At 33.4% G+C, this 16688-nt stretch carries 15 protein-coding genes, 1 tRNA gene and 1 other RNA gene; 5 read left to right on the plus strand and 12 right to left on the minus strand.

All coding sequences use genetic code 11. From position 1 onward, the window contains the following. Positions 1–100 precede the first annotated feature (100 nt). Positions 101–973: a YitT family protein gene (locus GKG00_RS04525; RefSeq protein WP_094205383.1), complete on the plus strand. Its 873-nt coding sequence runs from the start codon at positions 101–103 to the stop codon at positions 971–973. Between the two features lie 160 nt (positions 974–1133). Here the strand turns inward: GKG00_RS04525 and grdD are convergent, their stop codons facing one another. The 7 genes from grdD to GKG00_RS04560 all read right to left on the minus strand — a co-directional run bounded on the left by grdD (position 1134) and on the right by GKG00_RS04560 (position 7847). Then, the gene (gene grdD, locus GKG00_RS04530) at positions 1134–2279 is read right to left on the minus strand and encodes a glycine/sarcosine/betaine reductase complex component C subunit alpha (RefSeq protein ID WP_002835450.1); all 1146 of its coding nucleotides are present in this window, start codon (positions 2277–2279) and stop codon (positions 1134–1136) included. A gap of 10 nt (positions 2280–2289) precedes the next feature. Further along, positions 2290–3837 (minus strand): glycine/sarcosine/betaine reductase complex component C subunit beta, encoded by a 1548-nt coding sequence (gene grdC, locus GKG00_RS04535; protein WP_154254470.1) that lies wholly within the window; start codon positions 3835–3837, stop codon positions 2290–2292. 39 nt (positions 3838–3876) lie between these two features. Continuing rightward, positions 3877–5187: a glycine reductase complex selenoprotein B gene (gene grdB / locus GKG00_RS04540; RefSeq protein WP_154254471.1), complete on the minus strand. Its 1311-nt coding sequence runs from the start codon at positions 5185–5187 to the stop codon at positions 3877–3879. An 18-nt stretch (positions 5188–5205) separates the two neighbouring features. Beyond that, the gene (grdA, locus tag GKG00_RS04545) at positions 5206–5682 is read right to left on the minus strand and encodes a glycine/sarcosine/betaine reductase complex selenoprotein A (protein ID WP_080545251.1); all 477 of its coding nucleotides are present in this window, start codon (positions 5680–5682) and stop codon (positions 5206–5208) included. 56 nt (positions 5683–5738) lie between these two features. Then, complete coding sequence (locus tag GKG00_RS04550) at positions 5739–7031, minus strand: glycine/sarcosine/betaine reductase component B subunit (protein WP_094203371.1); 1293 nt, start codon at positions 7029–7031, stop codon at positions 5739–5741. A gap of 99 nt (positions 7032–7130) precedes the next feature. Beyond that, positions 7131–7451 (minus strand): thioredoxin family protein, encoded by a 321-nt coding sequence (locus tag GKG00_RS04555; protein ID WP_002835444.1) that lies wholly within the window; start codon positions 7449–7451, stop codon positions 7131–7133. 21 nt (positions 7452–7472) lie between these two features. Then, positions 7473–7847 (minus strand): GrdX family protein, encoded by a 375-nt coding sequence (locus tag GKG00_RS04560; RefSeq protein WP_154254472.1) that lies wholly within the window; start codon positions 7845–7847, stop codon positions 7473–7475. Between the two features lie 330 nt (positions 7848–8177). Between GKG00_RS04560 and selA the strand changes: the two genes are divergently transcribed. Continuing rightward, positions 8178–9566 carry an L-seryl-tRNA(Sec) selenium transferase gene (gene selA / locus GKG00_RS04565; RefSeq protein ID WP_154254473.1) on the plus strand — a complete coding sequence of 463 codons (1389 nt, stop codon included), beginning with the start codon at positions 8178–8180 and terminating at the stop codon, positions 9564–9566. Between the two features lie 262 nt (positions 9567–9828). After that, complete coding sequence (locus GKG00_RS04570; protein ID WP_094206888.1) at positions 9829–10962, plus strand: hypothetical protein; 1134 nt, start codon at positions 9829–9831, stop codon at positions 10960–10962. Between the two features lie 192 nt (positions 10963–11154). Here GKG00_RS04570 and grdA (GKG00_RS04575) read toward each other — a convergent pair whose 3' ends face one another. Both grdA (GKG00_RS04575) and trxB read right to left on the minus strand, forming a co-directional pair. Further along, entirely contained in the window at positions 11155–11631 is a 477-nt protein-coding gene (grdA, locus tag GKG00_RS04575) for a glycine/sarcosine/betaine reductase complex selenoprotein A (RefSeq protein WP_080545250.1), read from the minus strand. Between the two features lie 172 nt (positions 11632–11803). Continuing rightward, positions 11804–12736, minus strand: a complete 933-nt coding sequence (gene trxB / locus GKG00_RS04580; RefSeq protein WP_094206891.1) for a thioredoxin-disulfide reductase — start codon at positions 12734–12736, stop codon at positions 11804–11806. A 439-nt stretch (positions 12737–13175) separates the two neighbouring features. Between trxB and GKG00_RS04585 the strand changes: the two genes are divergently transcribed. Next, positions 13176–14567: a sodium:alanine symporter family protein gene (locus tag GKG00_RS04585; protein ID WP_094205392.1), complete on the plus strand. Its 1392-nt coding sequence runs from the start codon at positions 13176–13178 to the stop codon at positions 14565–14567. 251 nt (positions 14568–14818) lie between these two features. On the opposite strand, the gene ffs is transcribed toward GKG00_RS04585, so the two are convergent. The 3 genes from ffs to GKG00_RS04600 form a co-directional block, all read right to left on the minus strand. Next, positions 14819–15082, minus strand: an RNA gene (gene ffs / locus GKG00_RS04590) — signal recognition particle sRNA large type. Then, positions 15082–15172, minus strand: a tRNA-Ser gene (locus GKG00_RS04595). Before GKG00_RS04595 ends, ffs begins: the two co-directional genes overlap by 1 nt. Before the next feature lie 171 nt (positions 15173–15343). Then, positions 15344–15598 (minus strand): GlsB/YeaQ/YmgE family stress response membrane protein, encoded by a 255-nt coding sequence (locus GKG00_RS04600; protein WP_094205393.1) that lies wholly within the window; start codon positions 15596–15598, stop codon positions 15344–15346. Positions 15599–15787: 189 nt separating this feature from the next. Here GKG00_RS04600 and GKG00_RS04605 point away from each other — a divergent pair, with 189 nt between their 5' ends. After that, entirely contained in the window at positions 15788–16687 is a 900-nt protein-coding gene (locus tag GKG00_RS04605; RefSeq protein WP_154254475.1) for an ethanolamine ammonia-lyase reactivating factor EutA, read from the plus strand. Position 16688: the final 1 nt, after the last annotated feature.

The raw sequence follows: 16688 nt of genomic DNA on the forward strand, positions 1-16688 counted from the left end.
TGAAATATTAAAATATTTATTAGAAAGCAATGAATATATCGTTGTAAATTGTATATTCAATTGTTATAATATTATTGCATAAAAATACTAGGGGGATAATATGATTGATTTAGACGCTTTAGAAAAGAGAAATAAAAGAAAAAGCGTAATTATGATGGCAGTAGGCGTAATCCTTATTGCATTGGGAATTCATTTCTTCTTGGCACCAAATAAATTGTCATTAGGTGGGGCAGCTGGTATGGCAATTGTAATAGGTAATTTCGTTCCTATTTCAACGGGTCCAATTCTGATTATCATAAACACGGTTTTATTTATAGTAGGATTTATAATGCTTGGAAAGGCTTTTGGACTTAAAACTATAATTTGTTCTTTGGGACTTAGTTTATTGGTTTGGATTTTAGATATTGTATTTCCTATGGAAAAACCATTATTTGAAGGAAAAATGATTCAATTAATAGCAGCAGTAATGATTTACGGGACAGGTGTGGGGATTGTACTTAATAATTACGCATCAACAGGTGGCTCTGACATATTCGCTAAGATATTGAATAAATACTTGGGAATTGAGTTGGGTAAAGGATGTTTGATGGTGGATTTCCTTATCACTTTATCAGCATGGTATGCCTACGGAACAGAAATAGCTATATACTCACTTGTAGGTACTGTACTTAACGGTTTAATAATAGATTTTACAATTAATGGTATGAACACATCAAAACTTTGCACCATTACTACTTCAAAGCCTGATGAAGTAAGCAAATTCTTAGTAGACAATCTTACAAGATCTGCTAATATTTACACTGCAAAGGGTGCTTATTCTGGAATGGAAAAAGAAATCGTTCAAACAGTTGTAAGCAATAGAGATTTTATTATGTTAAAAAAATACATCCAAGAAATAGATCCATTAGCATTCGTTATTGTATGTAATGCAAGTGAAACATACGGTTGGAGATGGAGAAATATAATAGAATAATTTAATTAAAGATAACTTTAGATTACTAGTTTGATTAAACTTTTAGTCTGAGGTTTTTTTATTGGAAAAAAAGTAGGGGAAAAATAATTTGGGAAAAATTTAAAATAGCTCAAAAAAAAGATGTGTGAAAAATCACACATCTTTTTAAAAGCCTATAGAATTATTCTATATAACCATTTTGTTTTAGTATTTGTGATGCTTTATCTAAGTTTGCATCAGACACTTGAACGATTGGACCAGTACAGCCCATACCGCTTTCAGCGTATATATTTTCTTTCCATAAAGCTTGAACAGCATCTTCAATTTCAAGAATGTCAATTCCTGAGATTGTTGCAGATACAACTTCTTTGTCTGGCATTTTAACTTCTTCAGAAGATTCCTTTGGAGCTTCTTTCTTAGTTAAAGAATCTAAGATGCCTTTGAAGTCAGCCTTTTCAGCTTGTTTATAGATAGATTTTTTATTGTTATCAATTCCACCAGCTACTGTTTGGTAAGCATATTTTAAAGCATTTGCAACTACAGGAGCACCTGAAGCACGAGATACTATAAATATATTTCTTTCGTAGCCTTCACCGATACCAGGACCATATCCAAAACCAGTAGTTTCGTAGTTACCACCTGATGTGAATGAACCGAACATCTTCATTAATAAGTTACCTGTTAATGAATCAGTTACCATTACATCACAGCTTCCCATAAGAAGGTCATTACCTCTCATTACGATACCACCATCAGCTCTTTGGCTTTCAGCAAATTCGATATCGAATCCGTTGTCTTTGAAGTGTTTCAAAGCTTTTTCTACTTGTCTTGCACCATCGATGTTCAAAATACCAACTGTTGGTTTTGCGATACCACAAGATTTAGCTGCGATAACACCTGCAACTGCATTTCTTACCATAGCTTTTGTTCTTTCTGTATCACTAGTTCCTGTAGTAGTAGCTAAGAACATTTCTTTGCCAGTACCAGGAGTGATTACTCTACCAACTGTTGAAACACCGATAGGGAAGTTGTAGTGAAGAGTTACACAGGCTTGAATTTCGCCACTGTCAAGTAATTCTTCCATCTTTTTGTACATATCTTCATCGTTATCAACTTCATAAGTTTCATGTTCGTCATCAACTTTTTCACCGATAACAACTACTTCAAAAAGATCAGAATCAGCTAATTCAATAGCTTTTTTCATGTTTTCAACACCGTGTTCACTACCTAAAGTAGTAAGACCGATTTTTACTTTCTTACCAAATTTTCCGCTTTCGATAGCTTCAGATATTTCAAGAAATACTTCGGAAATTTTTTTATTATCCATGTCTACACCTCTATTCTGCTAAAAGATTTTCAGCTAGTTTTCTCATGGATTCTGCGATTACTTTCTTAATTTGATCCTTTTCTGATTCAGATGAAACTGATGATTCATCTTCCATTTTACCATCATTTCTTTCCATAACGATAGATACACCATCAAATAAGTTAGTCATTCTACCTAGGAACAAACTACCTTTACCAACGAACATTACTCTGTTGTAATCTCCTTCAGTTAAGTCTTTAATAGCATGTCCTGCATAAGGAATACCTGATGGGATGTGTCCTTGTGTTGGAGCCCAACCTACTAAGCCTTTTTCTTTAATGAAATTAGCTAATTCTTTTCTGTCTAAGTCTCCTTGTTTAACAGCAAGGGCAGCGATCATCTTATAGTTAGCTTCAGGAACATTTCCAGCTCCGGCAGGTTTAGTGATATCTGGGTTTTGCATTTCTACAGAGTATTTATCTACATCAGTAATCTTTAATCCATTTTCTTCTAATGAATGAGATACTAAGCTTGAGATAACTGCTTGTGGTGAAGAACCAGTCTTAACTGTGTGACGTCCTACGATGTCAGTTCTTAATACTGGGTGAACACCATCATTTTCTGAGATTAAAATTGCAAATCCACCAACTACGTCTTCAAGAACTGGGAAGCCCTTCTTAACGTGGTCTTTAGCGTTCATACCTAATTTAGCAGTTGAACCACCTGCTACTACCATAACATTCTTATAAACACCAGATTTAACTAAAGCACTTGCTTCGATTAATGAGTGAATAGGAGCTGCACAGAATCCTCTTGTATCAGAGCCTGTTGCATTTTGTAATCCTACGATTTCAGCGATAGATTTAGCGAAGTTACCGCCACCTCTTTGGTTAACGTCTCCGCAGGCTTCTTCTGAACATTCGATTACATAATCTATATCATCTCTGTCAATGTCGTTCTTAGTAACTAATTCAACAGCTGCAAGAACACCTGAAGCTTTTACTACTAAGTTTTCGAACATTGTGTGAGCGCTTAAGTTTACGTCGATATCATGAGCGGCTTTAATATAACCACAAACTTTTCCGTCATGGTATAAAGCTTCTGCCATGTGAGTGTCGAATAATTCTTGAGCATTTGAAATATCAGATCCTTTTAGGTGACCGAAATATGGTTCTAAAATAGGATATTCTTCTTCGATAACTGGTTTAATTTCGTTTACGAATTCTTCAGAAAGTTTTACTAAGTCGAATGCATCACTCATTTGTAATAGGGCAATGAATACGTCTTGTTTTACGATTTTACCCATTTTACCATCAGCCTTACCTTCTTCGTAAGAGTGATCAGTAAATGGCATTTCGTAATTTTCAAGTTCTTGAGGAGAAACATTTCCTATATAAACTTGGTTAGGAAGATATTTTACTACCTCATCAAAACTTCTAATGTGTTTTCCAACTTCTTTTAAGAATTCAGAATCTGGGTTTACTACTCTTTCAGTTTGACATGTTGATCCGTTTTGGATAATCATATCAGGAGTGTTGACTAATACATAGCCAGCTCCCTTTAATACTGGAAAATTCATCTGTTAACTATTCTCCTTTATTATTTATTTATATTTGAATTAGTCTTCAAAAACTGTTTGATCTTCTACCTCTGTAGTTAAAGCGTTTAATGCTTTCATAACAATCTTTTTACGAAGACTATATTCTTCTTCTTTAGTTAATGCTGGGTTTCCTAATGGGTGAGGAATAGCAATAGCTGGGACAATTCTGTTAGCACCTACTGTTAATGAGATAGGAGTAACTGTACAAATATGAACAACAGGAAGTCCTGTACGTTCAATTGCTTTTACCATCGTTGCACCGCAACGTGTACAAGTACCTCAGGTACTAGTAAGAACAACTGCGTCTACGTTGTCAGCTAATAATTTTTCACCAATTTCAGTACCGAAAGCATCAGCATTAGCAACGGCAGTACCATTACCTACAGTTGAATACCAAGTTTCGTGTAATGAACCAATAACGCCTTCTCTTTCGAATTCTCTCATAACATCGATAGGAGTAACTCTGTCTCCATCTTCGTTAGCGTATACTGGGTCGTATCCACCGTGAGCTGTTTCAGAGTTTTCAGCTGTTAAATCATCGATTCCGTGGAAATCATAAGAACCGTATTTAGTTGCTGAAGATGATTCGATGTGATCTGGGTTTCCTTTTGGAACTGTACCACCAGAAGTTACAAGAGCGATTCTTGCTTTTGATAAATCTTTGATAGCTTTACCAGGTTCAACTCTGTCGAATGCAGGCATTGGATATTCTGTTTCGAATTCTTCGCCATTAATTTTCTTAATAAGCATTTCAACAGCTCTTTGAGAACCGATTTTGTCTGAGAAGAAGTTAACACGAACTCCTCTTTCAATATATCCTTCTTCTTTAGGAGCGCCAATTTCTTCTCCCTTAGCAACCTTAGGACCTAATTTACCGATTTTCTTCATAGCGTCTCTCATACCAGCGGCACTATTTTTAGTTTCTACGATATAAACGTCCTTTTTGTACATATCTGCACCTGGGTTTTCAGGATACATACCTGTTAATACAGGAATATTTAATTCATCTTTAACTGCTTTAGCCATTGTACCAGCAGCAACACCGTATCTACCAGCGTTGAATGCAGGACCAGTTACTACGAAGTCTGGGTTAGCTTCTTTGATCATTCCCAATACTTCTTTTTGAGCAGATTCCATATTTTCACCGAAATATGAGTCACCACATACTACAGTTCTAACTACTTCAAAATCTTCTCCCAATGCTTTTTGCAATTGAGCAGAGATAGGAGGTAATTGTTCTGCTATAAATGGTTTTGTATCAGCTTTTTCTTCTCCACCAATACCAGCGAAGAATTGGTTTATATAATGAACAACTTTAATTTTATCCATTAAGCTTACTTCCTTTCTTTATAAAAATTTACAATAATCGCTTCTGATATCGTTCATTTCTTCAGCGATTTCATCAACGTCAAGAACCATTTCCATCATACCAACTTGTTCATCATAAACGTCAGCATCGAATTGTTCTTTACATTCTTCTTCAACAACATGGTAAACTAACAATCCAAGTTCAACGCCTGCTAATGGGCCTGCGAATGTTGGGTCACCTGCTGTTACTGTTTCAGCTGCAAGACCTGCAGCTTCAGCTTCTGCGGCACCTAGAAGAACCACTACGTTTTCAGCTCCGTATTGTTCAGCGAAGTCTTTAACTCTCTTTTGGTTTTCTAAGTCCATAGCTCCTGCACTAGTTCAGACGAAACATTCTGTAGATGAGAAAATTACTTCTGTGTTAGGAACTGTGTTTACACATGTTTCAATTGCAAGACCTGGAATTCCATCACGGTCTCCAATTATGATAACTTTTTTATTTTCTAAAAATCCCATAATTATCCTTTCTTAAATTTATATTTTATTTAGTTTTGAATAAATCTTCTTTAATACTAATAAGTTTTTGCTGTTAATCTGTTGAATCCAGTTTCGTTAGTAGCACCAGTAATTGCTTGGATTTCTACTTCGATAGTACCGTCATCTTTTAATGCTCCATCAGATCCACCTGCGATAGTGTCAACGAATTGGATATGACCAATTACTTTGTCCATCTTTGGTAAAGTGATGAATTGGTTAGCATTACCACCAGTTACTACTGCGTTTGCAGCTGGGTCAGCATCTGCTAATGATTGAGAAGCACCGTCACGTCCTGCATATTCATCAGTGATGATAACAGTTTGGATTCCTTTGCCTTCAATCTTCTTACAGTTCATGATTAAGTCAGTATCTGGGTTACCGAAACCTTCTTGTGATACGATAGCAGCGTCAGCTCCTAAGAATTCACAAAGTTTTGCAGTCATGTCAGAGTGTCTGATCTTATCCATCAAGTATACATTTTCGTTAGTAATTACAACTCCTAAGAAGTTGATTGATTTACCGTGTTCTTTGTATAATTCTCTGATTACACCATTGTTTAAGTGAACGTAAGTTGGGTTTTTGTCACAAGCACTTACACAGTTACCTGAACAAATTGCTCCGTCCATGATTTCAGTTGGGTATAAGAAAGTTGGAATAATTTTCTTAGCGTCAACTCCATAAACATAAGTGTCGTGTAATAAACCTTGAGTTTGTAACATGTAAACATATACAACTTTTGGTAATTCTGGATATTGTTTAACTTGTTCTAAGATTGGAAGAGTTTCGAATGTTTCCCATTCATCTGCTTCTAAATCTTTTGCTAATCTACCGATGAAATCAGTGATTCTTAAACCTGCCATTCTAACGCCAGCTTCGTGATTGTGTTGTTTAACACCTTCAACTGGTTCGATAGTTACTACTAAGTTAACTGTCTTAGAGAATGGAGTATATTCAGCACCTAAACCTGACATATCGATGATACCTTCTTGGAATCCTACGATTTTACCTGTTGTAACAACAGCCATGTCTTTAAGAGCGATAGTTTTACCTGAACCAACAGGATCAACTTTGTTTAATATTCCTGGGAATATTTCTCCACCTTCAACTTTAACTCTTGGTTCGTTAACATCCTTAACTGGTGTTATACGAGTGCTTTCGCCTGGATGAGCGATGTCAAAATCAATTGATTCTAAGTGTTCATCATCAGCTACACCTGATACATCTGCTAATTCTTTCTTATTAAGATACAAAATGTGGTCTTCGATTCTTGACTCACCTTCATCAAAGATGATGTCTTTAATAAAAATCTTACCTAATTCAAGACGCATATCTTAACCTCCTATAATAATTTTTTATTTAAACTCAATAGGGGAGTGACCCCTAATGAGTTTTTAACTAATTTACTTCTACTTTAATCTAGCTTTAGATTAGTTGTAGTGTTTTTGGATCATTGCTTCTATGTTTTCCAAATTAGCGTCATCTTTATTGATTTCATCAATTTTTTGACCGTCTTTGTACATTAACATAGTTGGTAATCCTAATACTTGTTGTTTGATAGCAACTCTTCTAGCTGAAGTAATGTTTAGTGAACAGAATTTAATTTTGTCACCGTATTTTTCAGCTAATTCATGAACGCCTGGCATAAGTGCCTTACATGGTTCACATCCGTCACTCCAGAAGTCTACGAATACTAATCCTTCAGCTTCTAATACTTCTGGTTCAAAAGTTTTCTTGTCTAATTCTAACATTTCAAATGCCTCCTAAAATTTTTATATTAATATTCTATCCAAAGTCTGACTAATGATGTCGAAATCGACAACTCTGAAATCATCTAAGATTTCAGCTGGCCAACGCTTTGGTTTAGAAATATTCATAAACTTAGTTGCAGTGTTGATAGATTCTTCAATCATCATCAAAGAATCAGTATCAAATTTGTCACCCTTTTCCAAAATAACAGACCTAAAAACAGTTTCGTTTGGTTTTACTGATCCATAAAGTGGGTGAGTGACTAGGCGATAATTTTGATGAATTAAATCGCGAGATTTTTTCAAAATTCCGATGTAGTCGATATCAATGTATTCAACTGTTACATCATTCCTTTTGATAGCATCTTTAAAAAATTCATTGTTTGTGATTAATAACATCTTTTACCCTACCTGTCTTTTGATTCGTTATAAGCTATTTTCTAGCTCAATATTATTATATAACAAAATCACTCAAATGTAATCATATATAGGAAATCATAATAACCGCTCATAAAAAATCACAAATTACTTTATCAAATGAAATTTAATTTGTTAAAACCAAAACATTAAAACGTAAATAAAAAATTCGAATTCTATTCTGATTTAAAAAGCGATTACGATCTTCCAATCGCTATATGATAGACAATTCTCTGCTCTTATATTATAATTTACTCATAAGTTAATGTCAAATACGTATATAATATATAGAAGAAAATGGAGGACAAAAAAATGGGAGCTAATTTACAAGAAATGTTCAAGAAACTTCCTCAAGTTTCAGAAATTTTAGAATCGGAAGAAATTTTAAAGGCTTATGAAGAATATCCTGAAAGTTTAATTAAAGATTCTGTGAGAGAATCCATAGAATTTTTTAGAAATAGAATATTAAATAAAGAAGAGTTTGATTTTTATAACAAAGATGTTATTGATAAGGCATTTGAACTGATGGACAAAAATTTTTCTCCATCATTGAAACCAGTAATAAATGCTACAGGAGTTATTTTACATACAAATCTTGGTAGATCATTATTAAATGAAAAAGTAGTTGATAATTTGTGTAAAATCGCTGGGAATTATTCTAACTTGGAGTACGACTTAGATGAAGGCAAAAGAGGATCTAGATATGTTCACGCTGTAGAACTTTTAAAAAGAATCACAAAAGCAGAGGATGCTGTAGTTGTAAATAATAATGCGGCGGCTGTTTTTCTTGCCTTAAATACTTTAGCTCAAAATAAACAAGCTATTATAAGTAGAGGAGAACTAGTTGAAGTCGGAGGATCTTTTAGAATATCTTCAATTATGGAAAAATCTGGTGCAAAATTAGTAGAAGTTGGTTCAACTAACAAAACACATTTATACGATTATGAAGATAATATTAATGAAGAAACTGCTCTTATAATGAAAGTTCATACTTCCAATTATTCTGTAGTAGGATTTAGCGAAAGTGTAAGTGGAGATGAATTGAGAGATTTGTGTGATGAGAAAGGCATACATTTAATAGAAGATTTGGGTTCAGGTTCGTTGATAGATTTGTCAAAGTTTGGGCTTAGTTATGAAAGAACTGTGAAGGATTGTATTAATGAAGGAATTGATTTGGTATCATTCTCTGGCGACAAGATTTTAGGTGGACCTCAAGCAGGAATTATTGTTGGAAAGAAAGAATTGATATCTAAAATTAAGAAAAATCAATTATTAAGAGCGTTCAGAGTTGATAAGTTTACACTAGGTGCTTTGGAAGAAACTCTAAAATTCTACTTAGATGATGAAAAGGCAATTGCAAATATCCCGACATTGAAGATGATATCCATGCCAAAAGAAGAAATTCTCAAAAAAGCAGAAAAACTTAAATCTATGATAGAAAAAGAAGTAGATTTGAATATGGAAATTGTGGAATCTCAAAGCGAAGTTGGAGGTGGGGCATACCCATTAGACAAACTAAATTCGTATTCTATTGCCATTAGACCAAAAATGAAAGTATCAGAATTTGAACGTAGACTTAGACTATCTGATGAACATATTATTGGAACTGTTCATGATGATACATTCTTCATGGATTTAAGGTGTGTTTTTGAAAAAGATTTTGAAAGAATTGTAAATGTAATAAAATCTAATTTATCGTAGAGAACTCTGAGGAAAATCCCGGATTTTTAATTCGGGATTTTTGACTATTTGAACAAAAAATTTAGAAAAAATGTAGGAAAATATTTACAAAGTTAGAATTAATATGTTATAATGACTAAAAAGGATTTGATCCTTGTTTTTTTATTGTTTATTGTTTTAATGTAAAATTTTTAAGTTAATAATATTTAACTCTTTGCATTTTTTGGAAAACGATACACATTAAATAATGTCAATCAGAAGAAAAATCAATAGGAGGTAAATTATGAAAAAAAAGTATAACATAGGTCAGGTAATCACCTATGCTGGAGCGTTTATCGCATTACTTATAGGATCTGGATTTGCAACGGGCCAAGAAATTTTACAATTCTTTTCTTCATATAGACTATATGGACTTATAGGAATTATGATTTGTTTTGGTTTGTTTACGTTTGCAGGATTATCATTCTTAAACGACGGTTATTATTCAAAATTTGAAAAACCAAACCAAATTTACAAATTAATGTGTGGAAATAAGATAGGAACTATCGTAGATTACTACGCGGTATTTTTTATTTTTTTATCTTATACAGTAATGATTGCCGGTGCACAAGCGACAGCTGTTCAACACTTTAATGCACCGAAATATGTAGGTGGAGCTATTATGGCTGCGGTTGTTATTTTAGTCGTAATGCTTGGACTAGGTAAGATTGTAGATGTTATTGGTAAGATTGGACCAGTTATTGCGATAATGGCAATAGTAATAGGGTTAATTTCTATATTCATGAATATGGGTAATTTACAATCAAGTCTTGATCTTATAGAAAAATTAGTTAACAGTGGAGAAATTAAAGTAGCTAGTAAGAACTTCTTCCTAGCAGCTGGATCATATGTAGGGTTCAATATGATATGGCTAGTTGCGTTCTTGGCAGAAGTTGGAAACACTGCAAAAAGCTTAAAAGATGCTGAAGCTGGTGTTTTCATAGGTTCTACTGGATTTTCAGTTGCAATATTCATAATGAGTATAGCAATCATATTATCAATTCCTGATTTGTACGATTCACAAATTCCGGTATTGGTTTTAGCCGGTAAAATTCATCCAGTTCTTGCAACAATATTCTCTATATTTATAATGTTGGGTATATTTACAACATCTGTTCCTTTGTTATGGACTGTAACAGGAAGATTCTTTGATGAAGGAACTAAGAAATACAAATTATTTACTTTAATAGCTGGTATTGTTGGGGCAATCATTGGATTGACTTTGAAGTTTGACTCATTAGTAAACATCGTTTACGTTGTTAATGGATATATAGGAATGGTTCTATTAGCATGGATGATAATTAGAAGTGCAACTGGAAAAGCTAAAAAACAAAGAATGGAAGCAGCACAAAGAAATAATATTGAATTTGAAGATTAAATTAGTCGGCGATTTGTATCGCTGACTTTTTAATGAGTTTATTTATAAAAATTTACTATTAATCAGATAAATTAATAACAAAATAATTTATTGTAAAAATCGAATATCTAACAAAAAAACAGCCTAATTAAAGGCTGTTTTCTTTTTAAATAATAATAAGAAGAATATTCACTTTAAGTGAAATGTTAGATTTTATAAAAATTTACAATAATCGCTTCTGATATCGTTCATTTCTTCAGCGATTTCATCAACGTCAAGAACCATTTCCATCATACCAACTTGTTCATCATAAACGTCAGCATCGAATTGTTCTTTACATTCTTCTTCAACAACATGGTAAACTAACAATCCAAGTTCAACGCCTGCTAATGGGCCTGCGAATGTTGGGTCACCTGCTGTTACTGTTTCAGCTGCAAGACCTGCAGCTTCAGCTTCTGCGGCACCTAGAAGAACCACTACGTTTTCAGCTCCGTATTGTTCAGCGAAGTCTTTAACTCTCTTTTGGTTTTCTAAGTCCATAGCTCCTGCGCTAGTTCAGACAAAGCATTCAGTACTTGAGAAAATTACTTCTGTATTTTCTACTGTGTTTACACATGTTTCAATTGCAAGACCTGGAATTCCATCACGGTCTCCAATGATTATAACTTTTTTATTTTCTAAAAAACCCATAATACATCCTTTCTGTATTTTAAAATATATTTTTCATTCTAATAAGAATGAAATTACCACAATCGAACGCCTATCGTTCGTTGACATCATTATAATATCATAATAAAAAAAAATTGCAAATTTCACAGCGGAAATCTGCAATTCTTTTATAGAAAATCTCAATAAATGAAATTTAGAATTTATCTACATATTTTTCAGCTTGAGTAGCAGCGATAGCGCCGTCTGCAGCAGCTGTAACTACTTGACGTAGAGTTTTTTGTCTAACATCACCAGCTACATAAACGCCTTCAACGTTAGTGTGCATTTCTTCGTCAGCTAAAACATATCCGTAATCATCTAATTCGATTTTACCTTTGAATACATCAGAGTAAGGGATTGTACCTACGAATACGAAAACACCCATAGTTCCGTCATCTTCGTCACAGTGGTATTCTTCTTCGTTACCTGATTCTTTGTCAACCATAACGATTGATTCCAAGATTCCTTCACCTTTGATTTCTTTAATAGAAGTGTTAAATCTCATAGATAAGTTATCACAAGCTTTTGCTTCGTCTTCAGCAGTTTTATCACATTTCAAGTGATCGCCTCTAACTAATAAAGTAACTTTTCTAGCAAATTTTGTTAAGTAAGTAGCTTCTTCAACTGCAGAGTTACCACTACCAACAACGAATACTTCTAGGTCGGTAAAGAAATCTGCATCACAAGTTGCACAGTAAGATACACCTTTACCAGTGAATTCTTTTTCACCAGGGCATCCTAATTTTCTTGGAGCAGCACCAGTAGCTATAATAACTGATTTAGCTTCTAATACATCTCCATTTTTTAATGTAAGTTTTTTTACTTTGTCAGAAAAATCAACGTCAACAACATCTGCTCTTCTAATTTCAAGACCGAAGTTGTCGATTTGGTCAGCCATTTTTTTGATTAAGCTTGGGCCAGATTCTCCAACAATTCCACCTGGATAGTTTTCAATAGAATCAGTAGTAGTGATTTGTCCACCAGTTTTTTCCTTTTCAACTATCAATGTGTTCATTTTTGCACGTGCAGCGTATAAACCAGCTGATAAACCAGCAGGACCTGCACCAATAATAATTAAATCATACATGTAAATTCACTCCTTAAAATTCTTTAGAGTAAGAACTCTATAAATAATAATATCACAAACACTAAAAAAAATCACTATTAGGCTCTTATTTAAGAGAGGGAAATAATTATAACAAAAATGTAACAATTAAGCTGTTAGCGTAATATAGCAGTTAGTTTACAATAAAACAATAAATATTTGTAAAATAATAAAAATTTTAGTAAAGTTATTGCATTTTACTAAAAACATAGTATAATAATAGTAAGAGATATGAAAAGATTTTCATAAGTGATTTGGTTAGACTTACTTATTCAAGCAAAAGCATTAATTTATTTATTAATCCAGGGTAAAAGCGATAAATTGCTTGAAATAATCAAATTTGAGAGAAAATTTGTTGTATCATAGTATAATCACAATAAAGGTTTTCAAGTATCTCAAAAAAATTTAAGGAGGAAATATTATGGATCAAAAAGTATTAAACGATACCATAGTGGCCATCAATAGTTTTCTAAGTAACAACATATTATTGATTGCACTTTTAGGTTGTGGTATATTCTACACAATTTATTCAAAAGGCGTTCAATTTAGAAAATTAGGTGCAGCATTTAAACAAACTTTTGGGGGAGTCTTCTCAAAAGATAAGAAATCTGAAGATGAAGGAGTATCTTCATTCCAAGCTTTAGCAGTAGCAATCGCAGCTCAAGTAGGTACTGGAAACGTTGCAGGGGTTGCAACAGCAATCATGGCAGGTGGTCCAGGAGCGATATTCTGGATGTGGCTTGCAGCTATACTAGGTATGGGAACAATCTATGCCGAAGCTACTTTAGCACAAAAATTTAGAGAAAAAGATGACGAAGGTAACTACGTCGGAGGTCCTGCTTTCTATATTAAAAACGGTATTGGACCAACTCATCCTGGATTAGCAAAAGTAATGTCAACAGCATTTGCAATTTTAATCGTAATAGCATTAGGATTTGTAGGAAACATAGTTCAATCAAACTCAATCGCAACAAGTGTTGTAGCCGCTACTGGTGGTAAACTTAATCCTATTATTGTAGGTATTGTAGTTGCAGTATTAGCTGGTGGAGTTTTCATTGGTGGTATCAAGAGAATTGCAAACTTTGCTCAATTAGTAGTTCCTATCATGGCTTTGATTTATATAATTGCAGCAATAATTATGATGGTTAAGTTCCATGATCAAATTGGACCAGCATTTAAACTTATATTCCAAGCAGCATTTAACCCAGAAGCAGCTCTTGGTGGTGCATTAGGTATCACAATTAAAACCGCAGCAGCTAAGGGTGTTGGTAGAGGATTATTCTCTAACGAAGCTGGTATGGGTTCTACACCACACGCTCACGCTACAGCTCATGTAGCTCACCCTGTATTACAAGGTTATACAGCTATGGTAGGTGTATTCATCGATACTATAGTTATTTGTACAGTAACAGCTTTAATGATTTTAGTAACAGGTGCATGGACAGATAAAAGTCTTAATGGAGCATTAGTTACTCAAGAAGCTTTCACTAGAGCTTTTGGACCAACTGGTACAGTTTTATTAGCAGTAGCGTTAGGATTCTTTGCATTCACTACAATAGTTGGATGGTATTACTTCGGTGAAACAAATATCAGATTTTTATTCGGTCATAAAGGTTTGTGGCCATACAGAATTTTAGTATTGTTATGTATCATCGCAGGTTCTTTACAAGAAGTAGACTTAGTATGGAACACAGCAGACTTAACAAACTCACTAATGGTAATCCCTAACATTATTGCCCTCATTATGCTTCATAAACACGTAAAAAATATGAGCTTGCATTATGAAACAAATGGTAAAGAAGGTTCATTATAAAATAAGTCAAGATTTATTTATAAGAGATAGAAAACATCACGAAAGTGGTGTTTTTTATTTTCCTAAAATTCTATTGAAGAATAAATGTAGTTTGTTTTATGTAAAATGATGAGAATTTGATCTGTAATATGAGAAAATAAATGGGAAATAAATAGAAAGAATTGAAAATTTGAAAATTAAACAAAAAAATTAAAAAGTTAATTGTATTAAAAAATGCAAAAAAATTACCAGATAAAATCTGGTAAATATGTAAGCACACCCGAGTCTGTTAGAAAAAGCGGAGGCGATTCCTAATAGTTAGCTCAAAATAGGCACCCTCACATCACACAGAAATGACTGCTTATGGCTGCTACCTTCCGATCCTGACCAGGTTCACAGGTTTCTGTTGCGTGAGACCCACTTCTCAACACCACTTTTTAAGTTCATACCAACACTTTTAATCCCGCGCTCGGGAATTCGATCCTGCTGTAGCGATTGCAGGTTACAGGGCATCGCTAATTCCCCATCTAGTGCATGGCGGAGAGTAAGGGATTTGAACCCTTGAAACACGTTAATGTTTACATGATTTCCAATCATGCTCCTTCGGCCAACTCGGACAACTCTCCAGATATCGTATTGTTAAATTATAATATGATAATTAACATTTGTCAAATTTTTACATAGTTAACAATGATACAAGAATTTTCAAATATCAAGCAGATAATTATAATAATTACCGTATTAAAGGAAACAAAAAAAGTAGTATGCCTTAGTTGACATACTACATAAAATTCAATTTATTTTCTCTTTTTAATAGCATTAATAATAGATAATAATATTACTGAACCTAAAATTGCAACTAGGATGCTGTAAATATTAAATCCATTTACTCCGCTTTTTCCGATAATACTCATTATCCAGCCACCGATTGTAGCTCCGACAATTCCGCAAAGAATGTTAGCACCTGCTCCCATGTTTGCATCATTACCAGTTATTTTAGATCCTATCCATCCTGCTAATGCTCCTACTATAATCCATGATAAAATTCCCATATATAATACCTCCTTATTGGTCATAATCTATTACAGTGTTATTTATACCCTCGATTTTGCAATTTTAAACATAGATTGTAAAAATTATTATATAATATGTAAAATTAACGTAAACAATTTGATAATTTATTGTAAAACACTTAGAAAAACAGATAATATATAGTAAAATTAAGTAAAGAGGTGTTATTAATGATTTATGCAGTCATAGATATAGGTTCAAATACAATAAGATTATCAGTATATAAAGTGATTAAAGATTCTGTCAAAAATCTTTTTAATGAAAAGTCTACAGCATCGTTGGCTTCATTCATTGAAAAAGGAGTTATGAATGAGCACGGCATTCAAAAACTAATCAATACTTTAAATGAATTCAAGAATTTAATATCAAATTTCGAAGATATTTCAAAAACCTTTGCAATTGCTACGGCGTCAATTAGAAATTCTTCTAATAGACGAGAGATAATTGAGAGGGTACGAACAGAAGTTGGGATGAATATTGAGCTAATAAGTGGAGAAGAAGAAGCGAAGTTGTCTTTTTTAGGTGCGGGAATTGATTCAAAAAGTGGAATTCTTACTGATATAGGAGGAGGAAGTAGCGAAATAGTAGTTTTCGAACAAGGAAAAGTTGTTAGAACTTCAAGTTTAAATATTGGTTCGCTTGTAGCATTCGATAATTTTTCAGAAAATTTGTTTATGATAAATGATGAGAAAAAATTGTTAGAAGATGATATCAAATTAATGCTTGCTTCTAATAATCTTAACAGAGTACAACACGATATCGTGTGTGCAGTCGGAGGAACTGCTCGTGCTTGTTTGAAATTATACAATGAAATTTATGACAAAGAGTCTGGTAATGTGATTATTACTTTGGATGGACTAAAAAAATTGATTAATACACTCATGAGTATGCCTGATAGAGAAAAAATGAAACTTATTTTAAAAGTTAAGGCGGATAGGGTTCACACATTAATTCCAGGAATGATTATTTTATATAGAATTTCTAAATATTTTTATGCAGATATTATTAGAATTAGCATGACTGGAGTAAGGGAAGGTTTTGTTTATCATAAAATTTTAGGAAGGGGATAAA

This window comes from Finegoldia sp. BIOML-A1 (assembly GCF_009678325.1).
In the GTDB taxonomy this organism is placed as follows: Bacteria; Bacillota; Clostridia; order Tissierellales; family Peptoniphilaceae; genus Finegoldia; species Finegoldia magna.